The organism is Pseudarthrobacter sp. TAF60_1, assembly GCF_052113505.1.
Classification (GTDB): domain Bacteria; phylum Actinomycetota; class Actinomycetes; order Actinomycetales; family Micrococcaceae; genus Arthrobacter.
On sequence record NZ_JBFRDI010000017.1, the window covers coordinates 54,469 to 75,884 of the forward strand.

Genomic DNA, 21,416 nt, shown 5'->3' on the forward strand with positions numbered 1-21,416 from the left:
TCGGCATGGGCCGGAGAGCCCGATGTGTGGGGCGAACCCGGCACCTAGAGGCCCATCCGGTCAACCCACAGCTTGGGCTCGTGGATCTCCGGCTCGGTGGGGAGGTTGTCCGCGGATTCCCAGACCCGGTTGAAGCCCTCCATCCCGGCGACGTCCACCACCGCACGCACAAACTTGGCGCCGTCGGAGTACTGGCGCATCTTGGCGTCAAGGCCCAGCAGGCTGCGGATGAACTTCTCCATGACGCCGCGGTCCTTGCCGCGGTCGGTGAAGCGCTGGCGGATGGTCTTGACGGACGGGATGATGCTGGCGTCGACGGCGTCCATCACCACGTTCGCGTGGCCCTCCAACAGGCTCATCACAGCCGTCAGGTGTGAGAGGGATGCCTTTTCCTCGGGGTTCTGCAGCAGGTCAAGGATGGCGCCGCGGCCGGGGGTGTTGCCCGTGCTGCTGCGGTCTTTGAGCGACCGGGCCGCAGCTGAGGCACGCTCCATGAGCGAGTCCACGTTGCCCAGCAGGTGCCCGCTGAGGTTATCGATCTCGGACAGCATGTGGTGGCGGAGCCAGGGCGCGGCGGCGAACTGCACGCGGTGGGTCTGCTCGTGGAGGCAGACCCAGAGCCGGAAATCCTCGGGTGTGACGTTGAGTTCCCGCTCCACGGAAACGATGTTGGGGGCCACCAGCAGCAGCCTGCCGCCTGCCGGCGCCGTGGAGCCCTCGGCGAGCGCCGCGAACGGATCGTACTGGCCCAGGACCTTGCTCGAAAGGAACGCCAGGACGGCGCCGAGCTGGCTGCCGGTGATGGCGCCGCTAACGCTGGCCGCGGCGGGGCTGACGGCGCCGCGCCGGCTTTCGAGCATCTTTTCCATGGCGGGCTTGAGCATCACGGCGAAGCTCTGGGTGTTGGCCTTGGCCCAGTTCGCCCGGTCCACCACCAGGACAGTGGAGTCCCGGAGATCGCGTGCGGCTTCGAGGCCCGTTATTTCGTGGACGTGCGGGACCGAGGCGTCCGCGAGGCTGCGGAGGCTGTCCACGGCATCGTTGATTTCGGCTGTGCCGAGCGTTGGTCCCGCCGAAGCCAGCCGGGCCGCCGTGGATGCGGCCAGGTCCCAATTGATCAGGGCCTGGGCCGGGCTGGATGATGCCGGTGCTGACGAATCACGTGCAGTGGACTCCATGTCCCCATCACATCACAGCCGACGACGGATGGTCCTTAAGTTCGCTGTCCGGCGAACGCGGACAGGGGGCACCGGCCTACCGGCAGCCGCATGCGGCGAGTGCGGACGCGGCCCGGTCCACGGCTTCCCGGTTCCCGGCGGCGCCGGGCGTCAGTCCGTTGCCGATGAAGGAGAAGACCAGCAGCCGCCCGTCGGCGTCCACCACGTAGCCGCTGAGGGCAATGACCGAGTTCAACGTCCCGGTCTTGGCCCGGACCAGGCCAGCACCGCGGGACGTGGCGGCGTCCTCGTAGCGGGCGTCCAAGGTTCCGGACAGCGCGGCCACGGGGAAACCATCCAGCGCTGCCCGCAGCCGGCGATCCGTTCCGGTGGTGATGGCCCGCACCACGTCAGCAAGCTGGCGGGCGGAGGCCTGGTTTCCAATGGCCAGTCCGGACACATCCGCCAACCGCATGGCTGGTGTGGCGATGCCCAGTTCGGCGAGCTGTGCCCTGACTGCGGCTTTGGCGCCGTCGTTGCTCGCGGGGCTTCCCGTGGCCGCGGCGGCCATGCGCCCCAGCACCTCGGCCAGGTAGTTGTCAGAGGATTGCAGCATTAAGCCCACCTGTTCCCCCACGGTGGCGGACTGCACCTCAGCCAGGAGCTTGGGCGCACCGTTTGCGGCTTCAGGTGCAGTGGAACGTCCGACGCCGGCCGCTACCGTGAGTCCAGCAGCGGCGCCCGCCGCCTTGAGCTGCCCGGCGAACGCCTCGGCAGCGGACACCGCCGAGTCCTGGGGGCGCGGGCCCGCGGTGACGCCCGGGTTGTAGCGTGCCGAGTTCAACGCAAGCGGGTACAGCGGCGCCACCTCGCCCGCCGCAACGTCGCCGTCGGCCCACGCGGGGTTGAGGGCGGGCCCGCTGAACAGGGAGTCGTCCACCAGAATCGTCAGCTCGCCGGTTGTTCCGTTGGCCTGGAGTGCTGCGACTGTAGCCGCCGCGACGGTGGCCAGCCCTGCATGGCCCATGACCCGGTCCGGTGCTGACTCGCCTGCGCTGAGGAGCACATCGCCGCCACCGGTGAGCACCACCTGGTTGGCGCCGGGCCCAGCCATGGCACGGGTGCTGAAGCGGTGGTCCGGCCCGAGCGTGCGCAGGGCGGTCACCGCGGTGAAGAGCTTCATGTTGGAGGCGGGGGTCCGGTTCTCCGAACCGCCGCGGTCATAAAGGGCATCGCCGGTGAGCGCATCCTGGACAAGCCCCGTGAAGCTGCCGTCGCCGTCGGACTTTAACAGGGCGTCCAGTTGCGCCGTGACGGCTGACGGCAGCGGCACCGGCGCGCTGTCGGTGAGCGGGGACAGGCCTTGGCGGGCGGAGAGTGTGGCCGGGGGCAGCTGCCAGGCCGGCGTAGTGGGCGCGGCGGCGGGCGGTTCCGGGCTGATGAAACCGGGCGCAACCAACACGGCCGCGGGAACGGCGAGTACCAGCAGCAGGGCCAGCAGCGCGGCGAGCGGCCAGCCGCGCCTTACGCTGCCGCGGGCACGCCCTATTACAGAGCTGGATGCCGTCTTGAACCCTGCGGGGGACGATTCTTCCTTCATGCTGCTGCTGGTCCTCAAGTCCTGAAATTTCCCCGCAAGTTCCTGAAACCTGGGCCTCTCGCTATATCCTCAATAATAGTCGGCGGCACCGACACTCCTATGTGGTTCGTCTTTTGTGCCGCGAACCCCTGCAATTGCCGAGGAGCATTCCCATGAAGCATGACGTGACCATCGAGATCCCCAAGGGATCACGCGTCAAGTACGAAGTTGACCACGAGACCGGCCGCGTCCGCCTGGACCGCGTCCTCTTCACCTCCATGCAGTACCCCACGCACTACGGATTCTTCGAGAACACCCTGGGCGAAGACGGCGACCCGCTGGATGCACTGGTGCTCCTGCAGGACTTCGACCTGCACCCGGGCGTCATCGTTGAGTCCCGCCCCATCGGCGTCTTCAACATGACTGACGACGGCGGCGGCGACGCCAAGGTCCTGTGCGTCCCGGTCGACGCCCGCTTCGACCACATCCAGGAAGTCAGCGACGTCAGCGAATTCCTGATCAAGGAAATCGAGCACTTCTTCACCCGGTACAAAGACCTGGAGCCGGGCAAGTGGGTCAAGGCCGAGGGCTGGGGCGACCGCGCCGCTGCAGAGGCCGAACTGGAAGCATCCATCAAGCGTTACGTGCCGGCAGCGGGCCACTAGTCTCCACCGGCGGGCCCGCGTTGGTGCGGCCTACGCCATGAATCCCCGTCTTCCGGACAAATCCCCGCGTCATGCGGTGGGGAAACGTCCGGCAGGCGGGGATTTTGCGTTGCCCAGCCGAACTAAATGTATGGAATCGTTGGGCTGTGAGTTCCGAGCCTTCCTTTAATCCTCCGCACTTTGAACCTCCCTGCGGGCCCGTCACCGGGTGGCGGGAGGGTGACGTGGTGCGCGCCACCGGCATCCCCTACGCCACCGCGGGCCGCTTCCAACCGCCGGTGGCTGCGCCCGGCTGGACCACGCCGTTTGCCGCGACCACCCTCGCGCCGGCCTGCCCCCAAGGTCCCGTCCCGTTCCTGGACGATGTCCTGGGCACCCGTTACGGCGAGCTTCCCGGCAGCGAGGACTGCCAGCGGCTGTCCATCACGGTGCCTGCCGGCCTGGCCGACGACGAGCGGGTTCCGGTCATGGTGTGGCTGCACGGCGGCTCGTACACGTCGGGTTCGGGCGACCTGGCGATTTTTGATGCCACCTCGCTCGTGGCCGAGAACCGGGTCATCGTGGTTTCGGTAACGTACCGGCTGGGTTTGTTCGGATACCTGGCCACGGGGACCGGCCGGCCCGCGAACCTTGGCCTGTTGGACCAGTTGGAAGCGTTCCGCTGGGTGCAGCGCAACATCGCGGCCTTTGGCGGGGATCCGCACCGCGTCACGGCTTTCGGGCAGTCGGCCGGTGGCGACTCTGTTGCCCACCTGATGGCGACGCCGGAAGCACCATCGCTGTTCCAGCGGGCGATTATCCAGAGTGCCCCGCTGGGTATCACCCGCGGCCGGCACAAGATGAGCCGCGACATGGGCATCGCTGCGGAAGCTGTCACTGAGGAGACGCCAATGCTCGAGGTTGTGGCCATCGAGGACCATGTGTCTCAGGTAGCACGCAAGTACGGGCTGATAGCGGCTATGCCGTTCGGCACGCAGTACGGCCATGCGCCCCTTCCACCCGAATCGGAGATTGAAGCAGCCTGGAACGCGACCGCGCCGGACATCGAGGTGCTGATCGGGCACACTTCCGATGAAGCCAGGCTGTTCATGCCGCGCGCCCGGCTGGTACGGGTGCTGCGCAGAGTCCCCGGGCTAGGCAGCGCCGCCGTCAAGGCCATCAACTGGGCCGTGACCGAGGCGGTATACGGCAGGGCCGCGCGGAAGTTCGCCCGCCGTCACGTCCGGGCCGGCGGCAAGGCCTACAGTTACCTGCTCTCGTGGGGCGCGCCCGGCAATTTTTACGGCGCCGCCCACACCGTTGACCTGCCGCTGCTGTTCGGCAACCGTGAGACGTGGGCCGCTGCCGGGCTCCTCACGGGCGCCACCTGGGATGAAATCGACGCCGTTGGCCGTGAGGTGCGGCGGCTGTGGGCCGCCTTTGCCCGCGGGGACGGACTGGGCGAGGCTGGCAGTATTCCGGGCGCGCTTCAGTACCGGACCGCCGCTGCATGAGGACGCTGGGCGTCGATCTTGCCGCGGCCACCAAGAAGACGGCGGTGGCCGTCCTGACATGGGACGGTGGGGATGCCCGCCTGGAGCACCTTGCCCTGGACGTGCACGACGCCGAGATTGTGGAGCTGTTCGGCGCCAGCTCGATGACGGGAATCGACTGCCCCGTGGGCTGGCCGGACGCCTTCCTGCCCTTCCTCACGGGCCATCTGAACCTTGATGCCCGCGCGGTGCTGGACCACGACGGCATTGCGGGCCGGCGCCTGCTGGCCTATAGGGACACGGACCGTTTCGTCACCGCACACACGGGGCTCATCCCGCTCAGCGTTTCCGCCGACAGGCTCGCCCACCCGGCCATGCGGTGCGCTGTGATCCAGGCCAAGATCGCTGCCGAGCACGGTCCACAGCCCAGGGACGGCTCCGGCCGCTTGGCGGAGGTCTACCCTGCGGCGTCCCTGAAAATATGGGGCCTCTTGGCCCGGGGCTACAAGGGCCGGGGCGCTCCCGAGGCGGAGCGGCTTGGCGCGATCCTGGCGCAGCTGAAGGCGGCGGCACCCTGGCTGGACCTGGCCGGCCACGAGGACCGGCTGGCCGCCTCAGATGACCTCTTTGACGCAGTGGTTGCCTCACTGAGCGCCCGCGCGGTCGCCCTGGGCCGGACTTTCCGTCCACCGGCTTCCCATGCGGCGGCGGCCCTGACCGAAGGCTGGATCCACGTCCCCTCCGGCGAGCTCGCCAGCCTCGGCGGCCCCTGAGCAAAGCGGGGTCACTTTTGGTCCAATAAACCCCGATTTTCGGGCGAAAAATGACCCCGCGTTGCTTGGCTTAGGCGTTCAGCGTCCAGTCTCGGATTTCCGCCAAATCCTCGCCCTCAGTCCGGGTATGTTCGCGGGCCTGCATCCGGCGGTCCTGGAGGCTCTGGCGCAGCAGCGAGTGCTTCTCCGCCAGGCCCGGCACCCGGTCGATGGCGTCGATGGCCAACTGGAAGCGGTCGATCCCGTTCAGCATGGCCATGTCGAAGGGCGTGGTGGTGGTTCCTTCCTCCTTATAGCCGCGGACGTGCAGGCCCTCCTGGTTGGTGCGCCGGTAAGCCAGCCGGTGAATCAGCGCCGGGTAGCCGTGGTATGCGAAGATGACCGGCTTGTCCGGCGTGAAGATTCCGTCAAAGTCCCGCGACGTCAGCCCATGCGGGTGCTCACTCGCATCCTGGAGCCGCATCAGGTCCACCACGTTGACCACCCGGACCTTCAGGCCGGGGACGCCTGCCTTCAGCAGTTCCGCGGCGGCCACGGTCTCCACAGTTGGCACGTCCCCAGCGCAGGCGAGCACCACGTCCGGCTCCTCCCCCGGCACTTCGGACCCGGCGAACTCCCAGATCCCGAGGCCCCGCCGGCAGTGGTCCGCAGCGTCGGCGGGCCCCAGCCAAGTGGGGGACGGCTGCTTGCCGCTGACCACGATGTTGACGTAATCCGTTGACGCCAGGCAGTGCTCCATCACCGAAAGCAGAGTGTTCACGTCCGGCGGCAAATAAACCCGGATGACCTCTGCCTTTTTGTTCACCGCGTGGTCAATAAAACCCGGATCCTGATGTGAGAAGCCGTTGTGGTCCTGCTGCCACACATGTGAGGAGAGCAGGTAGTTCAGCGACGGCACAGGCTGGCGCCAGGGAAGCTTCCGGTGGACCTTGAGCCATTTGGCGTGCTGGTTGAACATCGAATCCACAATGTGAATGAAGGCCTCGTAGCAGCTGAAGACCCCGTGCCGGCCGGTCAGGAGATACCCCTCCAGCCAGCCCTGGCACAGGTGCTCGCTCAGGACCTCCAGAACCCGGCCCGACCGCGCAAGGTGCTCGTCGACGTCGTCAATCCGGTACTGCCACACCTTGTCCGTGACCTCGTAGACATCCTGCAGGCGGTTGGACGCCGTTTCGTCGGGCCCGAACAAGCGGAAGGTCTCCATGTTCAGCGAGATGACATCGCGCATCCACGAACCGAGCGTGATCATGGGGCTGATCCGTTCAGTTCCGGGTTGCTGAACCTCGACGGCGTGGGCCGAGTAGGCGGGCAGCTTCAGGGGTTTGCGCAGCAGGCCGCCGTTCGCATGGGGCGTGGCGCTCATCCGGAGGTTTCCCGACGGCGCGTTCGTGGCGACGTCGGGCCGGAGCCGGCCGTCGGCGTCGAACAGTTCCTCGGGACGGTACGACTTGAGCCACTCCTCAAGCTGCTTGAGATGCTCCCCGTTAGTACGGACCTCGGACAACGGGACCTGGTGGCTCCGCCACGTTCCCTCCACCTGTTTCCCGTCCACCGTCCGCGGCCCGGTCCAGCCCTTGGGTGAGCGCAGCACAAGCATCGGCCAGCGCGGTGCGGAACCTGCTTCAGCGCCGCCGTCGTCCGTCCCTTCCTGATCCGAACCGCCGCGGCGGGACTCCTGGATGTCTCGGATGCCGGCCATGCAGGACTCGAGGGCTGCGGCGAAGTCGCGGTGCGCCTTCGCGGTGTCATCGGGGTCGGCGACGGTGACGAAGTACGGCTCATGCCCGTAGCCGCGGAGCAGCTGCTCCAGCTGCGCCTCCGGCATGCGCGCCAGGATGGTGGGGTTGGCGATCTTGTAGCCGTTGAGGTGCAGGATGGGCAGCACAGCACCGTCATGTACGGGATCCAGGAAATTATGCGAGTGCCAGCTCGCCGCGAGCGGTCCCGTTTCCGCTTCGCCATCGCCAATCACGACGGCGGTGATCAGTTGGGGATTGTCGAACACGGACCCGTACGCGTGGGCCAGCGCGTACCCGAGTTCCCCACCCTCGTTGATGGACCCGGGCGTCTCCGGCGCGGTGTGGCTGGGGATGCCGCCGGGGTAGGAGAACTGGCGGAACAGCTTAGCCACGCCTGCCTCGTCCTGACCCACCGCACCGTAAATTTCGGAGTAGGTCCCCTCAAGCCAGGCGTTGGCCACCACCGCCGGCCCGCCGTGCCCAGGACCCGCAACGAACAGCATCTCCTGTGAGTCCCTGCGGATCACCCGGTTCAGGTGCGCGTACACGAAGTTCAGCCCCGGCGTGGTTCCCCAGTGCCCCAGCAGCCGGGACTTGGTGTGGTCCGCGGCGAGGGGCTCCCGGAGCAGCGGGTTGGAACGGAGGTAGATCTGCCCTACCGAGAGGTAGTTCGCGGCACGCCACCAGCGGTCCACAAGTTCCAGGTCGTCCTGCGTCACGCTGTCCTCAGTCAATTCGTCCTGCGGGCTGCCGGTCATAACCGTCCTCACGTCGCTGCGCGCCGCCCGTGGGCGGCCGTCCCTCCATCGCAACATCTTCAGCGCGCCCGCACAACCGGGACACACCCCTGACCTGCTGCAGGACCCAACGTTCACTTGCCCTTGGCCTGCTACCAGCGGGTAGTCTGTTTTTCACATGTTCACGTTGACCATCAACCAAACCGATAGCCGGCGCGACGGCGACCGCGTTCCTCAGCTCCTGAAGGACCTGCGGCACATTCCCGCGCGCCTTGATTTCGACCGTTCGGTGGAAGACGAAGTCCAGGGAATTCTCGACTCCCCGCATCAGGCGGTGGAAGCAGCGCTGATCGCCCTGCGGTGCGGCTCCTGGTATGTGGGCCTGGGTGTGGGGCCCGTCAATGAACCTTTGCCCAACCAGATCAAGGACGCCTCCGGGCACGGCCTCGTCTACGCGCGGCGTGCTGTGGACAGGCTCCGCAACGGCAAGGAACGCATCCCGGTTGCCGTGGAAGGTCCGCTTGCCGACATTGCCCACGAAGCCGAATCCGTCCTCCGGCTCCTCGGCCACATCGTCAGGGACAGGTCCGGAGCCGAGTGGCGGGTCCTTGACCTGATGACACCCGGCGTCCGCGGGCAGCAGAAAGCCGTAGCCCACGAACTGGGGATCACCACGCAGGCCGTCAGCAAGGCCGTGGCCAGGGCTCAATGGACCGAGGAACACGCCGCCCGGCCAGCCGCCGCCCGGTTGCTGTCACTCATCCTTGAGGTCCGCTGAACGCCCTGGTAGTCAACCCAAGGGGTTCACGGCGCGCCCGGTTGGCTGCCGGAAGCAGCCCCTACGGCAGGAGGCTGCGCAGCACGTGGGCGGCGCCGTCGTCGTACACGGAAGCGGTGACCTCGTCGGCTACGGCGATGACCTCGGCCGGGGCCTGGCCCATGGCCACACCCCGTCCTGCCCAACCCAGCATTTCGATGTCGTTCCGGCCGTCGCCGATGGCCACGGTCCTGTGCGGCTCAGTCCCCAACTGGCCGCGGAGCCGTTCCAGTGCGCTGGCCTTGGTGACGCCGGCGGCGGCGATGTCCAGCCACGCCGTCCAGCCGACGGAGTACGTGACGCCGGCCAGGCCGATCTGCTCAATGGTCTCGGAGAACTCCTCAGGCGTGTTCTCGGTGCTGTACACCACCAGGCGGACCGCGGTGGATTCCAGCAGCGTCTGAAAATCGACGCCGATCGCCTCAACGCCGAAGCTGGCGTCATGGAAGCGCTCGGTGGCGAGGAAGTTGCCGTCCTCGTCCTCCAGCGCGTACTTGGCGGTGGGCAGCCGTTCGCGGAGGGCCCGGAGAGCCGGGGCGGGATCGAAGGTGGACTTGTGGATGATTTCGTAGCCGTCGGCCAGGTCCGGATCCAGCCGGAGCGTCACGCCGCCGTTGCAGCAGACTGCGTAGCCGCTGCCGATACCTATCTGTTCGATGATGGGCAGGGTGGCATTCAGGGAGCGGCCGGTGGCGATCAGGACGTCGTGTCCGGCAGCCACCACGGCCTGCGCGGCTTCACGGACCGGGGCAGACATGTGGCCATCGTGGTCCACCAGGGTGCCGTCCACGTCCAGGGCCACCATGAACTTAGTGATGCTGTTTTCGGTTGCGATCCGCTGGTCATCGGTGCCAGCGACTGTGGATTCAGTCAAAATAGTCATGCGTCCAGTGAACCAGAGACCCCCGAAACCGGCTAGGACGCAGGCCACAACCCCGGTGAACACGCGGTTAATACTCACAGGTTATCCCCGGTGTGAGTGTTTACCAGCGCCGCTGGCTGGGCCGGATTCGTAGGCCGACAATTCCCCGCCGTACGGTCAAATCCCCACCGGCTACCAAGGGGAAACGACCGTTCCCAGGGGAAATGCCGGGAGTTTTCCACATCCGGGCATACGCGGCTAGCGGAGCCACGGGGGTCAGCAAAGCATGGAACCATGAAGACCCCTCCCCTCGCCCTGATACTCGCCAGTCGCAGGCGCGCTCTTACGGGAAGCAGCCGCAGTCTAAGCCGTGCCTACAACAAGGGCGAGCTGGTCCGCGTCAGGGCGGGCGCCTACTACAGCAAGCCCGCGTGGCTCGCCCTCAAGGCCTGGGAGCGCTATTCAGCCACGGTGGCCGCAGTGGCGGCCACCGACCCATCGGTGAGCTTCTGCTACCTCACCGCTCTGCGGATCTGGCGTCTGCCAAGCCCGAGGGTTCCCGACCACATCCATTTGCTCACGCCATCGCCGCACAAGGCCGGCAGGGTTCCGCCAACCACCACGGCCGCCAAGGATCCAAAGACGGGCTTCTCCGGCCTCGAAGCAGTAAGAGGGTACGGAATCTCGCGTCATCACTGGCAAGCAACGGTTGTGCAGCACAGAGGGTTTGGTGTCACTTCGCTAGTGCAGACCGTCCTGGACTGCATCGTTCGGGTGGAGCTGCCAGAAGCGGTCGCGGTAGCTGACGATGTGCTCGGAGGCCGCCGCAAGGAGATCGAACGGCTCACGCGGAAAGAGGTTGAAGATGCATCTGCTTATTTGGCCTCTGCTGCTAAACGCCGCCGCGTCCTGGACGTATTGACACTCGCCGACGAGGCTTCAGAAAGCGCCGGGGAATCTCGGAGCCGTGCGCTCATCCACGTTTTAGGCTTCCCGGCCCCGGTACTCCAGCACACCTTTTACGACAGCGAAGGGTTCATTGGGCGAACGGACTTCTTCTGGCCTGAATACGGCGTAATCGGGGAGTTCGACGGCGACGCCAAGTACCTGGACGACGACCTCCTCGGTGACCGCACGGCCCGCGAAACCGTGCTGGCCGAGAAGAAGCGCGAAGACAGGCTTCGTGCACTCGGCTATACGGTTGTCCGCTGGGACTGGAAAGCCGTCACGAATCCGGAACTCCTGGCACAGAAGCTTCAAGCAGCCGGCGTCCAGCGCAGAAATCCCCGCCGGATGGACTAAACCCCTTGGCGTTAGCCGGGGAATGGACCAAAAGACGGGGAATTCTCCGAGCGGCGGCGGGAGGACCAGGAACCTAGAGGACGGGGAAGACTTCCAGGCCACCCAGGTACTTCTGCAGGGCGGCGGGGACGTTGACCGAGCCGTCGGCGTTCTGGTGGTGCTCCAGGATGGCCACGATCCAGCGGGTGGTGGCCAGGGTGCCGTTGAGGGTGGCCACGGCACGGGTGCCCTTGGTTACGCCTTCGTTGTTGATGACACGCTCACGGATATTCAGGCGGCGGGCCTGGAACGTGGTGCAGTTCGAGGTGGAGGTGAGCTCGCGGTAGGCGCCCTGGGTGGGAACCCAGGCTTCGCAGTCGAACTTCCGGGCGGCGGACATGCCGAGGTCCCCGGCGGCGGTGTCGATGACCCGGTACGGCAGCTCGCACTTGGCCAGCATCTCCTCTTCCCAAGCCAACAGGCGCTCATGCTCGGCCGCGGCCTCTTCCACCGTGGTGTAGATGAACATCTCCACCTTGTTGAACTGGTGCACGCGGATGATGCCGCGGGTGTCCTTGCCGTGCGAGCCGGCTTCACGCCGGTAGCAGGAGCTCTGGCCGGCAAACCGGATGGGACCCGAGGTGAGGTCCAGGATTTCGTCCGCGTGGTAGCCGGCGAGCGCCACCTCGGAGGTTCCCACTAGGTAAAGGTCGTCCTCCGCCAGACGGTAGATCTCGGCGTCGTGCTTTACGTCAAAACCGGTGCCCTGCATGGTTTCGGGGCGCACCAGGGTGGGTGTGATCATGGGGACGAAACCTGCCTCGATGGCCTGATCCATGGCCATCTGGAGCAGCGCCATCTCCAGCCGTGCACCCACGCCGCGCAGGAAGTAGAACCGGGAGCCGGACACCTTCGCGCCGCGCTCCATGTCGATCGCGCCGATCAGCTCACCGATTTCAAGGTGATCCTTGGGTTCGAAGTCGGGGAATTCGCGGGGCGCGCCGACGGTCTTGACCACAACGTAGTCGTCCTCGCCGCCCTCGGGGACGCCGTCCTCGATGAGGTTCGGGATGCTGCGCAGCAGTTCGTCCTGCTTGGCCTGCACGGCATCAGCCTCGGCGGACGCAGCCTTGACCGTGTTGGCCAGTTCCTTGACCTCGGCGAGAAGGGCTTTTTTCTCGTCGCCCTTGGCCTGCGCCACCTTTTTGCCGAAGACATTCTGCTCGGCACGGAGGTTTTCGTACCGGATCAGGGCGGCCCGCCGGGCGGAGTCTGCTGCGATGATCGCGTCCACCACTGATTCGTCGGCGCCGCGGGCGCGCTGGCTGGCACGGAACTTGTCCGGGTTTTCGCTGAGGTCTTTTACGTCGATCACCAGACAAGAGTATCTAATCCGGCGCACGGAGGACTCCCGCCCGGAGCGCGGAAATACCGGCACCCGGCCCGGGCTACTGTTGAAGCACCATGAACGACTGGCTTCTATACCTCCTGAGTGCGGCAGCGCTGGCTTTCGCTGTCTCCAGTTGGTGGGGTGTGCGCAAGCTCAAGGCCCTGCATGTGCGCAGCGCTGTCAACGAAGTTGCCCACGAGGCCGGCCTCACCCACCAGCGTGTGGCCGTCATCCTCAACCCCGTCAAAGTACGCGCCCCCGAGGCGAAAGCAGCCATCCAGCGCGCCTGCCTCACAGCCGGCTGGGACGAACCGCTCTTCTTGGAGACGACCGCGGAGGACCCCGGATACTCCCAAGCCAAAGCGGCGATCGAGTTCAAGGCCGACGTCGTCCTGGTGGGCGGTGGCGACGGTACCGTGCGGGTGGTGGCCGAGTCGCTCGCGCATACGGATATTGCCATGGGCATCATTCCGCTGGGAACCGGGAACCTGCTGGCCCGCAACGTTGAGCTGGACGTCAACGACCTCCGCGCCAATATCCAGACTGCACTGTTTGGTCAGCAGCGCTACATCGACACCGCACGGATGAGCATCGAGAACAACCGCACCGGCCACGCCTCCGAACATCTGTTCCTGGTGATCGCCGGAATCGGCATGGATGCGGAAATCCTGGCGGACACCAATGACGGGCTCAAAAAAGCGGTGGGGTGGCTCGCCTATACCGAGGCCGGCATGCGGCACCTGCCCGGCCGGCGGCGAAAAGTGTCAGTCTCCCTGGATGACAACCTGGAACAAGCTCGGAACATCCGCACTGTCCTCTTCGCCAACTGCGGGCTGGTGCCCGGCGGCATCGACTTCATCCCCGAAGCCATGATCGACGATGGCATGCTCGACGTGGTGGTCATGAGCCCGCGCAGCGCCTTCGGCTGGCTGGCCATGTACGGGAAGATCCTGTTCAAGCACAGGGGCAACCTGCCCATCATGACCATGTACCGGGCGGGGAAGATTGTCATCAAGTGCCCGGAGCCGATGCCAACCCAGATCGACGGCGACCCGTCGGGTCTGGCCACAAAGGTCACCGTGCAGGTGGCGCCGCGGTCACTCCTGATCAGGGTGAAGGGTCAGCAGGCTTAAGCCGGGGCTGGCCTTAAGCGGTGGCTTTCTTTGCGGCTTCTTCTGCAGCGGCCTTGGCGGCACGCGCCTCAGACTGCTCGCGGATCATGGCCTGTTCCTCTTCGAAGCGCAGGCGGTCGGCGCGGTCTGCTTCGTCGCCGTCCCAGTCCTGGTTGTCTTCGGCCGGCTTGGGGTTAACAATCATGCCCTGGCCGTCGTTGTCCGCAGTACTTGCACTCATGACCCGCTCCGTTCGTTAGGGGCCGTCCCCCAAGTCGATCAAGCAAGCATACGCACAGTAACCACCACGCGGAAGTACCCCGTCCTACGCTGTGGGCGAAGCTCCGGAACCGGTTTCAGGAGGGACCGGCGCGTCCAGAATCCCGCCCACCCATTGATGCGCAGCACGGAATGCCTCGTCCGAGGTGTGCGGAGCCACGAGGACCTTTTGTGCATCCGCCCGCCCGTATGACCCCAGGAACCGGGTAGCCGGGCTGATGCGGTGAAGGCCTGCGAGTGCATCGGCAACCCTGGCATCCCGGACATGGCCGTCAGCGTCGATGCTGAAGAAGTAGTGGCCGAGGTACTGCCCGGTGGGGCGGGATTCGATCCGGCTGAGGTTCACACCGCGGGTGGCAAACTGATCCAGGATTTCCATGAGCGCCCCCGGCCGGTCCTCGGGCAGCGGGACAACCACGGTGGTCTTATCCGCCCCTGTGCGCTCGGGCAGGGCGCCTGGCCGGCTCACCATGATGAACCGCGTCACGGCACCCGGATTGTCGCCGATGTTCTCCGCCACCACCGCCAGTCCGGCCTGTTCCTGGGCGACGATCGGAGCACAGATGGCGGCGTCATAGTGGGCGTCGTCCGCGAGCAGCCCCATGGCGGCCGCAGCGGTCGAGGATCCCGGGACGTATTCCGCACCAGGAATGTTCGCTTGTACCCATAAACGGCACTGCGCCCACGCGTGGCCGTGGGTGGAGACGCGGCGGATGTCCGCCACCGCCACTCCCGGACGGGCCACCAGCACAAAGCTGATGGGGACCAGGACCTCCCGCATGATCCGGAGTTCCGGACCACTCGCAATGGCATCCAACGTGGCAGTGACGCCGCCTTCCACCGAATTCTCAATCGGGACCATGGCGGCATCCGCAGCACCATCCCGGACCATGTCCAAGGCAGCGTTGACGTTTGAGGCCGGGATTCGGATGGCGTCGGCAGCCCCGGGCACCTGCATCAGCGCCGATTCGGTGAAAGTTCCCTCGGGTCCGAGAAAGGCGTAGATAGCGGCTGACGCGGGCATGGCATATTCCTCTTTGGCGATGGATGCTGGCAGGATCGCAGCCTAAAGGACCAGCGGTTTGAGCCCGTTATCGGATACCAGCGGCTTGCCCGACTCCAGCCATTGATCCATTCCGCCTGCGACATTGGTGGCCGCGTAGCCCTGGCCCGTGAGCCATTGCGTCGCGCGGAGGGACCGCCCGCCGGTCCGGCAGATGATGTAAAGGTCCTGGTCCGGGTCCAGTTCGTCCAAGCGTGCGGGAAGCTGATCCAGCGGAATGTGGAGGGCGCCCTCGGCGTGGCCGGCCACCCACTCGTAGTCTTCCCGGACGTCCAGAATGACAGCGTCGGCAGGAACGTCGTTAACAGGCACGGACTCGAAATCGCTCACGGGATCCCCTTTCGGATGACTTTGGTCTTCTCCCAGCCTAACGCCGGGCACATGCCATCCCGGCCGGGAACGGGCAGGTTACGCTACTACTTGATCCCGAGGAGGACCTATGCCCGCTGAGCAGCCCACCGGTTCCCCCAGCGAGCTGCACGGGATGTCCGCCGTCCAACTGAGGGACTTCCTTCGCTCCGGAGAGCTCTCCGCCCGTGAAACGACGGCGCATTTCCTCGCCCGCGTCGCCGAGCGCAATCCTCTGCTGGGCGCCTTTATCACCGTCACGGCAGAACAGGCCATGGCCGATGCGGCCGCGGCCGATGACCGCTTTGCCCGGCTTCGAACGGGTACCGCGGCATCTCCTGCCGACGGCAGGGCGAAGGGCCTGCCCCTCCTGCACGGCATGCCGCTCGCTTTCAAGGACCTGACGGATGTGGCCGGAGTGGTGACCACCCACGGCAGCGCGGCGCTTGACCACAAACCTGCGCCTACTGACGGGGCGATTGTTGCCGTCCTCAAGGCAGCCGGCGTGATCTCACTGGGTAAGACGCAGGTCCCGGAGTTCGGGCTGACGGCCTACAGCGAAAACCGCATCGCCCCGCCGTCGCGCAATCCTCACGCGCCCAGCCGCAGTTCCGGCGGTTCCTCCGGCGGCAGCGCCGCCGCTGTGGCCGCCGGCATGCTCCCCTTTGCACCCGGGAGCGACGGCGGAGGTTCGATCCGTATCCCTGCGGCGGCCTGCGGACTGGTGGGACTCAAACCAGGCCGCGGGGTGGTGCCATCAGGTGAGAGCTCGGCTGATCCCGCGGGGCTTGTAGTGGCCGGTCCGCTGGCCCGGAGCGCCGCCGACGCGGCCCTGCTGATGGACGCCCTGGTACCCTCCCCCAAAGACGGCTACCTCGACGCCGTGAGGCAGGAACCGCGTTCGCTCAGGATCGGCCTCAGCCTGGACAGCCCCTGGTCCGCTGCCTTCCCGTTCACGCCCGAACAGGAAGCCCTGGCGGCATTGCGGGCCGGCCGCGAGATGCTGGAACATGCCGGGCACGCCGTATTCGAGGCCGGCATCCGTTACGACAACCGGTACCCGGACGCCTTCACGACGGCGTGGACTGCCGCCGTCGGAACCGCCCGGATCAGTCCGCACCGCGAAGCTTTGCTAACCCCGCTGACCCGGACGTTCCGGCGGAGGGCCCAGCAGCGCAGCGCATCCAAGCTGAACGAATCCCTGGCGTTCCTCCGGCGGTTCACGCGTGACACCATCACCCAATACGGGGCATGGGATCTCATCCTTATGCCTGCCCTGGCCCAGACGCCCCGCCCGGTGGGCTGGTTTACCGGCGCCACCCACGGCGACGCGCGCTGGCCCGCCCCGGCATGGGCGGGCGACGCCGACGACGACTACCGCAGGCAGTGCGAATTCGCGCCGTGGTCGTCCATGGTGAATGTTTGCGGCCTGCCGGCCGTCACCATTCCCGTGTACTGGACCGGCGGGCAACCGGGCGAGGGCCTCCCGATGGGCATCCAGTTGGTTGGTCCACAAGGTTCGGAGTTGCTACTGCTGCAGGTGACGGCACAGCTGGGATTCTGAAGTTGGGATGCACGGCTCCGGGGTGTCGACTCTGCGGCCAAACGGGTGGACCATTAAAGGGCAGTCACCTAAAGGAGGCCTGTGATGTGCTATTCATCAAGCAAGGATTTCGGGTGGGGCATCAAGAAGGACGCCACCCGCGAACCCGAAGCGCGCCAGGAGACACCGCCGGACCGTAAGGAGCCGCATTACACGGCTCAGGACTTCACTTTCTGGGGATTCCCGCGTCGGCGGAAGACCCGTGAAGCCGAGCAACCTGCTGCTGAGCGCACCAGCGAGAGGGTCTGACCCGTTGGCCATGCCCGCTTGAAGAAAGGCCCCGCCCGGGGCCTTTCCCCTGGCCGGCATGGCACACCGGCAAGTCACCGCCGCCCCCGGCAGCCCCTAATATCCGTACGAGGAACTTCGGTAGGCGGCCAGCCCGAAGGTGAGCAGCAGCCAAAATGCGCCATAGCCGAGCAAGCACAGGTAGCCCAGGACCAGCCCGGTGATGGACATGCCCTTGCCGGAGGGTTCGCGGCCGAGGGCCAGGTGGCCGGTGATGATCGCGGCGAGTTGCGGAAGGAGGAACCATCCCAGCAGCACGGAGGAGATGCCGCACACCATGCTGGTGATACTGAGGCCCTTGGGCTGGGCCGCCGGCATGCCATAGTACGCTGGCTGGCCGTAAGGGCTGGGGTGGGCGTAGGTGCTCGGCGGACCGTAGGGGCTGCCCGGTTGGGCGTAGGGCGCACCGTATTGCTCGGCCGGCTGACTGTAAGGGCCTGCGCCGGGCTGACTGTAAGGGCCTGCGCCGTGCTGGTCTCCGCCCTTGCTCCAGTCATACAGCGGCGGTGCGGGAATGTCCTGGCCCTTCGGCGGCACAAACTGGGGCGGCTCATAGCCAGCCGGCGAATCGCCAGCTCCTTGCGCCTCCGGCCCCTGGGAATCCGGGCGCGGCGTCGTCTGGTCACTCATGGTTTTCCCCGTTCGAAGTCTTCGCTTTCCAGCCTACCGCCATGCCCCTCCCGCTCCTATCGTCCTATCGTCCTAAATAGGGCAGCACGTACACAGCGAAAACCACGAACCCCGCGAGGCACAGCAACCAGCCCATCCCCGCGCCGGCCTGCTGATGGGCATTCGCTTTCCGGTGTCCGTACCCGCTGCGGGCACCGCCGGTGACGGGCGGGGGTTGGCGTAGGCCGGGCCGGGAACCGCGCCTGCCCGCGGGCGCCGCGGCCGGCCGATGGAATACCGCCGGCCGGTCAGTCACACCGGGCCCCGGGGACACGTTGGGCCGCTGGGGCACTTCAGGCCGGCCGGTCGAAGGAGCCAAACGGTTGCTGGCCAATGACCTCAGCGCGGGGCTTTCCGCTTCGGGTTCCTGCATGAGCTGCTGGCTGAGGTCCGCATACAGGCCCACCACGGTAGCCTTGTCCAGTACCGCCGGCAGGGCCAGGACGGCCTCAACGACGCGTTCGGCACCCGCTACGGCCACGTCCGCATTGGTGATGGCGAAGAGGTCCGGCTGACCCGCGAGGCAGATCAAAGGGCGGACCAGGCGGCGGTGCGGCGGCGTCATGACCGAGGCGACGGCGGCGCACTGCGCCAACGCCCCTTCCACCGACTGTGTCCTGGCAAACCGGCCCTGCCACAGGACCCCGGCGGAAACGCGGACTTCACCAGTCCAGTTCTTGGCATCCACAACCACCACACCGCCCGGACCCACCAGGACGTGGTCGAGGGTGGCCCTGGGCCTGCCAGGCCAGTGCACATCGTGGAGCAGGAGCCACCCGTGCGGGGCAAGCAAGCTCAGGTGCTCGGCAACAATCCGCTCGCGAACGGCGCCTTCGTCCCAGGATTTGGTGGCCCGCTCGGCCTGGTCCAGCTGGCGCTTAAGCCGCTGAACGCGCTCCGCTGCGAGCCTTGACTGCTCGGCCGCGCCGTCTCCTGCCCCCATGACCGGCCCCTTACTGTCCTGGCGGCTCTACTGCCGCACGCGCAACGGCGGTGCTGCCGCCGTCGCGCCTTCCATGCTGACTTTTCCGAACGTAACAGCGGCGGCGGGAGCCGGTATATAGGTACTTTTGGGCGTAGTACTCAGGTTTAACCACCTGTTCATGACATTCCGCGTCACAGGGTCCGGAATTTGGACAAGTGCGTATTGCCGTCCGCCCGCGTCTGGCATGCTGGTCCCATGGCTAGCCGCGCGGGCACAGTTGCCCAACCCCAGGACCTTGTTGACATCACTGCGCTCCTTGACGCGTACTACGACATATCGCCGGATCTGGGTGATCCCGGCCAGCGCGTAGCGTTCGGCACTTCGGGGCACCGGGGATCCAGCCTCAAGGCATCGTTCAACGAAAAACACATTGTTGCCATTACGCAGGCCATTGTGGAATACCGCGCCGGCCAAGGCATCACCGGCCCGCTGTTCCTGGCGAAGGACACGCACGCACTGAGCGAACCCGCCCAGAACTCCGCCCTGGAAGTGCTCGCCGCCAACGGCGTGAACGTGCTGGTGGATGCCCGCCACGGCTACACCCCCACACCCGCCCTCAGCCACGCCATCCTCACGTACAACAACAACCGCCAGCCCGGCTCTCCCGAGGCAGACGGCATTGTGGTCACGCCCAGCCACAACCCGCCGGCCGATGGCGGTTTCAAGTACAACCCGCCGCACGGCGGCCCTGCCGATTCCGACGCGACGGGCTGGATCGCCAACCGGGCCAACGAGCTGCTCGAGAACGACCTCCGCGGCGTCAAGCGGATCCCCGTCGCCGAGGCCCTCGCCGCGGACAGCACCGGCAAGTTCGATTTCCTCAGCAGCTACGTTGACGACCTCCCGTCGGTCCTCAACCTGGACGCCATCCGCGAAGCCGGCGTGCGGATCGGTGCCGACCCCATGGGCGGCGCGTCCGTCGATTACTGGGGTGAGATCGGCGAGCGCCACCACCTGGACCTCACCGTGGTGAACCCCACCGTGGACCCGCAGTGGGCCTTCATGACCCTGGACTGGGACGAGAAAATCCGCATGGACTGCTCATCACCCGCCGCGATGGCCTCGCTCATCAAGCGGATGTCCGACGGCGGTGCTGCCGCCGCGTTCGACGTCGCCACCGGGAATGACGCCGACGCCGACCGCCATGGCATCGTGACCCCGGACGGTGGGCTGATGAACCCGAACCACTACCTCGCCGTCGCCATCGATTACCTGTACCGGAACCGCAGCGGCTGGAACCCCAACTCGGTGGTGGGCAAGACCCTGGTGTCGTCCTCGATCATCGACCGCGTGGCCGAGAGCCTCGGCCGCAAGCTCGTCGAGGTCCCTGTGGGCTTCAAGTGGTTTGTCCCGGGCCTGCTGTCCGGTGAAGGCGCATTCGGCGGCGAGGAATCGGCCGGTGCATCCTTTAACAAGCTGGATGGCAGCGTGTGGACCACGGACAAGGACGGCATCCTGCTGGCCCTGCTGGCCTCGGAGATCACCGCGGTAACCGGCAAGTCACCGTCGCAGCTGTACAAGGGATTGACGGACCAGTTCGGCGCGCCCGTCTACGCCCGCATTGATGCAGCAGCCACGCGGGAGCAGAAGGCGGCACTCGGCAAGCTCTCGCCTTCGGACGTCACTGCGACTGAACTGGCGGGCGAAACCATCACGGCCAAGCTCACCGAAGCTCCCGGCAACGGGGCGTCCATCGGCGGCCTCAAGGTGGTCACGGAGAACGCGTGGTTCGCCGCGCGCCCGTCCGGCACGGAGGATGTCTACAAAATCTACGCCGAGTCCTTCAAAGGCGAGGAGCACCTCAAGCAGGTGCAAGCCGAAGCCAAGGCCCTCGTGGACAGCGTCATCTCCTAACCGCCCCGGAACCTACCCAAACGCTCTCTCACTTAATGTGCTTAAAACGCCGACGCTCTCTCACTTTCCTGAAAAAAGTGAGAGAGCATCGGCGTTAACCCCACATTAAGTGAGAGAGGGTCAGACGGTGCGGACGACGTCCTCGTAGGCGAACTTGGGCTTGGCTGCACCCCAGGCACCTTCACCGGGCTGGCCGATGTTGACCACCAGGAAGCTCTTCTGCTCGCCGGCCGGGAAGAGCTGGGCGTCGATGGCACTGAAGTCGGCACCGGTCATCGGGCCTGCGGCGAGGCCGAGGGACCGGACGGCAATGATGAAGTAGCCGGCTTGCAGGTGCGCGTTGTTGTTGCCGGTGGCGGCAGCCAGGTCCGGAGCGGCGTCGTACATGGCCTTGGGCGCGTTGTACTCGGGCAGGAAGGTGTCCCACTGCTCAGCCCAGGCGGTGTCGTAGCTGAGGACTGCCACCAGTGGAGCCGAGGCGGTCTTGGCCTTGTTGCCCTTGGACATGGCGTCCACGAGCTTGGCGCGGGCCTCGTCCGAACGGACATAGGTGACGCGCAGGGGCTGCGAGTTGAACGCAGTGGGACCGAACTTGGTGAGCTCGTAGATGGCGCGGGCCTGGTCCTCGGTCACCTCGCCCGTGAAGGAGTTGGCGGTGCGGGCTTCGGCAAAGATGGCATCGACGGCGGCCGAATCGATGACTGCTTCTTCGTGGGCAATAGTCATATGCGTACCTTTCGCTG

The 21,416-nt window shown here is 66.3% G+C and carries 20 protein-coding genes; 9 read left to right on the plus strand and 11 right to left on the minus strand.

What is annotated here, in order from left to right:
* Nucleotides 1-44: 44 nt before the first annotated feature.
* Together AB4Y73_RS17460 and dacB are read right to left on the minus strand one after the other, a co-directional pair.
* Nucleotides 45-1,178, minus strand: coding sequence for a zinc-dependent metalloprotease (locus AB4Y73_RS17460; RefSeq protein ID WP_441873372.1), 1,134 nt, complete (start codon nucleotides 1,176-1,178; stop codon nucleotides 45-47).
* 76 nt (nucleotides 1,179-1,254) lie between these two features.
* Nucleotides 1,255-2,757 (minus strand): D-alanyl-D-alanine carboxypeptidase/D-alanyl-D-alanine endopeptidase, encoded by a 1,503-nt coding sequence (gene dacB / locus AB4Y73_RS17465; protein ID WP_441873374.1) that lies wholly within the window; start codon nucleotides 2,755-2,757, stop codon nucleotides 1,255-1,257.
* A 152-nt stretch (nucleotides 2,758-2,909) separates the two neighbouring features.
* Between dacB and AB4Y73_RS17470 the strand changes: the two genes are divergently transcribed.
* The 3 genes from AB4Y73_RS17470 (at nucleotide 2,910) to AB4Y73_RS17480 (ending at nucleotide 5,646) form a co-directional block, all read left to right on the plus strand.
* The gene (locus tag AB4Y73_RS17470) at nucleotides 2,910-3,401 is read left to right on the plus strand and encodes an inorganic diphosphatase (protein WP_039239147.1); all 492 of its coding nucleotides are present in this window, start codon (nucleotides 2,910-2,912) and stop codon (nucleotides 3,399-3,401) included.
* 146 nt (nucleotides 3,402-3,547) lie between these two features.
* Complete coding sequence (locus tag AB4Y73_RS17475) at nucleotides 3,548-4,894, plus strand: carboxylesterase family protein (protein WP_441873377.1); 1,347 nt, start codon at nucleotides 3,548-3,550, stop codon at nucleotides 4,892-4,894.
* Nucleotides 4,891-5,646 (plus strand): DUF429 domain-containing protein, encoded by a 756-nt coding sequence (locus AB4Y73_RS17480; RefSeq protein ID WP_441873379.1) that lies wholly within the window; start codon nucleotides 4,891-4,893, stop codon nucleotides 5,644-5,646. The genes AB4Y73_RS17475 and AB4Y73_RS17480 overlap by 4 nt, the downstream gene beginning before the upstream one ends.
* Nucleotides 5,647-5,716: 70 nt before the next feature.
* Here the strand turns inward: AB4Y73_RS17480 and AB4Y73_RS17485 are convergent, their stop codons facing one another.
* Entirely contained in the window at nucleotides 5,717-8,143 is a 2,427-nt protein-coding gene (locus tag AB4Y73_RS17485) for a phosphoketolase family protein (RefSeq protein WP_441873382.1), read from the minus strand.
* A 157-nt stretch (nucleotides 8,144-8,300) separates the two neighbouring features.
* On the opposite strand from AB4Y73_RS17485, the gene AB4Y73_RS17490 reads away from it, so the two are divergent.
* The gene (locus tag AB4Y73_RS17490) at nucleotides 8,301-8,900 is read left to right on the plus strand and encodes a hypothetical protein (RefSeq protein ID WP_441873384.1); all 600 of its coding nucleotides are present in this window, start codon (nucleotides 8,301-8,303) and stop codon (nucleotides 8,898-8,900) included.
* A gap of 61 nt (nucleotides 8,901-8,961) precedes the next feature.
* On the opposite strand, the gene AB4Y73_RS17495 is transcribed toward AB4Y73_RS17490, so the two are convergent.
* Nucleotides 8,962-9,822, minus strand: coding sequence for an HAD family hydrolase (locus tag AB4Y73_RS17495; RefSeq protein ID WP_441873386.1), 861 nt, complete (start codon nucleotides 9,820-9,822; stop codon nucleotides 8,962-8,964).
* 273 nt (nucleotides 9,823-10,095) lie between these two features.
* Between AB4Y73_RS17495 and AB4Y73_RS17500 the strand changes: the two genes are divergently transcribed.
* Nucleotides 10,096-11,103 carry a hypothetical protein gene (locus tag AB4Y73_RS17500; protein WP_441873388.1) on the plus strand — a complete coding sequence of 336 codons (1,008 nt, stop codon included), beginning with the start codon at nucleotides 10,096-10,098 and terminating at the stop codon, nucleotides 11,101-11,103.
* A 73-nt stretch (nucleotides 11,104-11,176) separates the two neighbouring features.
* Here AB4Y73_RS17500 and serS read toward each other — a convergent pair whose 3' ends face one another.
* Nucleotides 11,177-12,457 carry a serine--tRNA ligase gene (serS, locus tag AB4Y73_RS17505; protein ID WP_441873390.1) on the minus strand — a complete coding sequence of 427 codons (1,281 nt, stop codon included), beginning with the start codon at nucleotides 12,455-12,457 and terminating at the stop codon, nucleotides 11,177-11,179.
* A gap of 89 nt (nucleotides 12,458-12,546) precedes the next feature.
* On the opposite strand from serS, the gene AB4Y73_RS17510 reads away from it, so the two are divergent.
* Nucleotides 12,547-13,605, plus strand: coding sequence for a diacylglycerol/lipid kinase family protein (locus tag AB4Y73_RS17510; protein ID WP_441873392.1), 1,059 nt, complete (start codon nucleotides 12,547-12,549; stop codon nucleotides 13,603-13,605).
* A 13-nt stretch (nucleotides 13,606-13,618) separates the two neighbouring features.
* Here the strand turns inward: AB4Y73_RS17510 and AB4Y73_RS17515 are convergent, their stop codons facing one another.
* The 3 genes from AB4Y73_RS17515 to AB4Y73_RS17525 form a co-directional block, all read right to left on the minus strand.
* Complete coding sequence (locus AB4Y73_RS17515; RefSeq protein ID WP_441873394.1) at nucleotides 13,619-13,825, minus strand: hypothetical protein; 207 nt, start codon at nucleotides 13,823-13,825, stop codon at nucleotides 13,619-13,621.
* 84 nt (nucleotides 13,826-13,909) lie between these two features.
* Nucleotides 13,910-14,887: a prephenate dehydratase gene (gene pheA / locus AB4Y73_RS17520; RefSeq protein ID WP_441873396.1), complete on the minus strand. Its 978-nt coding sequence runs from the start codon at nucleotides 14,885-14,887 to the stop codon at nucleotides 13,910-13,912.
* A gap of 42 nt (nucleotides 14,888-14,929) precedes the next feature.
* On the minus strand, nucleotides 14,930-15,256 hold the full coding sequence (locus AB4Y73_RS17525; protein WP_441873398.1) for a rhodanese-like domain-containing protein: 327 nt from the start codon (nucleotides 15,254-15,256) through the stop codon (nucleotides 14,930-14,932).
* A 109-nt stretch (nucleotides 15,257-15,365) separates the two neighbouring features.
* Between AB4Y73_RS17525 and AB4Y73_RS17530 the strand changes: the two genes are divergently transcribed.
* Together AB4Y73_RS17530 and AB4Y73_RS17535 are read left to right on the plus strand one after the other, a co-directional pair.
* Nucleotides 15,366-16,838: an amidase gene (locus AB4Y73_RS17530; protein WP_441873400.1), complete on the plus strand. Its 1,473-nt coding sequence runs from the start codon at nucleotides 15,366-15,368 to the stop codon at nucleotides 16,836-16,838.
* 84 nt (nucleotides 16,839-16,922) lie between these two features.
* On the plus strand, nucleotides 16,923-17,126 hold the full coding sequence (locus AB4Y73_RS17535; RefSeq protein ID WP_441873402.1) for a hypothetical protein: 204 nt from the start codon (nucleotides 16,923-16,925) through the stop codon (nucleotides 17,124-17,126).
* 96 nt (nucleotides 17,127-17,222) lie between these two features.
* Here AB4Y73_RS17535 and AB4Y73_RS17540 read toward each other — a convergent pair whose 3' ends face one another.
* Nucleotides 17,223-17,795 (minus strand): DUF4190 domain-containing protein, encoded by a 573-nt coding sequence (locus tag AB4Y73_RS17540; protein ID WP_441873404.1) that lies wholly within the window; start codon nucleotides 17,793-17,795, stop codon nucleotides 17,223-17,225.
* Between the two features lie 64 nt (nucleotides 17,796-17,859).
* The gene (locus AB4Y73_RS17545) at nucleotides 17,860-18,777 is read right to left on the minus strand and encodes a nuclease-related domain-containing protein (RefSeq protein WP_441873406.1); all 918 of its coding nucleotides are present in this window, start codon (nucleotides 18,775-18,777) and stop codon (nucleotides 17,860-17,862) included.
* 237 nt (nucleotides 18,778-19,014) lie between these two features.
* Between AB4Y73_RS17545 and pgm the strand changes: the two genes are divergently transcribed.
* Nucleotides 19,015-20,673 carry a phosphoglucomutase (alpha-D-glucose-1,6-bisphosphate-dependent) gene (gene pgm, locus AB4Y73_RS17550; RefSeq protein WP_441873408.1) on the plus strand — a complete coding sequence of 553 codons (1,659 nt, stop codon included), beginning with the start codon at nucleotides 19,015-19,017 and terminating at the stop codon, nucleotides 20,671-20,673.
* Nucleotides 20,674-20,793: 120 nt separating this feature from the next.
* On the opposite strand, the gene AB4Y73_RS17555 is transcribed toward pgm, so the two are convergent.
* Nucleotides 20,794-21,399, minus strand: a complete 606-nt coding sequence (locus AB4Y73_RS17555) for a malonic semialdehyde reductase (RefSeq protein WP_441873410.1) — start codon at nucleotides 21,397-21,399, stop codon at nucleotides 20,794-20,796.
* Between the last annotated feature and the right edge of the window lie 17 nt (nucleotides 21,400-21,416).

Bases quoted from the DNA above. Each gene is read 5' to 3' on its own strand.
- AB4Y73_RS17460 (WP_441873372.1), bottom strand. From the start codon at position 1,178: ATGGAGTCCACTGCACGTGATTCGTCAGCACCGGCATCATCCAGCCCG.
- dacB (WP_441873374.1), bottom strand. From the start codon at position 2,757: ATGAAGGAAGAATCGTCCCCCGCAGGGTTCAAGACGGCATCCAGCTCT.
- AB4Y73_RS17470 (WP_039239147.1), top strand. From the start codon at position 2,910: ATGAAGCATGACGTGACCATCGAGATCCCCAAGGGATCACGCGTCAAG.
- AB4Y73_RS17480 (WP_441873379.1), top strand. From the start codon at position 4,891: ATGAGGACGCTGGGCGTCGATCTTGCCGCGGCCACCAAGAAGACGGCG.
- AB4Y73_RS17485 (WP_441873382.1), bottom strand. From the start codon at position 8,143: ATGACCGGCAGCCCGCAGGACGAATTGACTGAGGACAGCGTGACGCAG.
- AB4Y73_RS17490 (WP_441873384.1), top strand. From the start codon at position 8,301: ATGTTCACGTTGACCATCAACCAAACCGATAGCCGGCGCGACGGCGAC.
- AB4Y73_RS17495 (WP_441873386.1), bottom strand. From the start codon at position 9,822: ATGACTATTTTGACTGAATCCACAGTCGCTGGCACCGATGACCAGCGG.
- AB4Y73_RS17500 (WP_441873388.1), top strand. From the start codon at position 10,096: ATGAAGACCCCTCCCCTCGCCCTGATACTCGCCAGTCGCAGGCGCGCT.
- AB4Y73_RS17510 (WP_441873392.1), top strand. From the start codon at position 12,547: ATGAACGACTGGCTTCTATACCTCCTGAGTGCGGCAGCGCTGGCTTTC.
- AB4Y73_RS17515 (WP_441873394.1), bottom strand. From the start codon at position 13,825: ATGAGTGCAAGTACTGCGGACAACGACGGCCAGGGCATGATTGTTAAC.
- pheA (WP_441873396.1), bottom strand. From the start codon at position 14,887: ATGCCCGCGTCAGCCGCTATCTACGCCTTTCTCGGACCCGAGGGAACT.
- AB4Y73_RS17530 (WP_441873400.1), top strand. From the start codon at position 15,366: ATGCCCGCTGAGCAGCCCACCGGTTCCCCCAGCGAGCTGCACGGGATG.
- AB4Y73_RS17535 (WP_441873402.1), top strand. From the start codon at position 16,923: ATGTGCTATTCATCAAGCAAGGATTTCGGGTGGGGCATCAAGAAGGAC.
- AB4Y73_RS17540 (WP_441873404.1), bottom strand. From the start codon at position 17,795: ATGAGTGACCAGACGACGCCGCGCCCGGATTCCCAGGGGCCGGAGGCG.
- AB4Y73_RS17545 (WP_441873406.1), bottom strand. From the start codon at position 18,777: ATGGGGGCAGGAGACGGCGCGGCCGAGCAGTCAAGGCTCGCAGCGGAG.
- pgm (WP_441873408.1), top strand. From the start codon at position 19,015: ATGGCTAGCCGCGCGGGCACAGTTGCCCAACCCCAGGACCTTGTTGAC.
- AB4Y73_RS17555 (WP_441873410.1), bottom strand. From the start codon at position 21,399: ATGACTATTGCCCACGAAGAAGCAGTCATCGATTCGGCCGCCGTCGAT.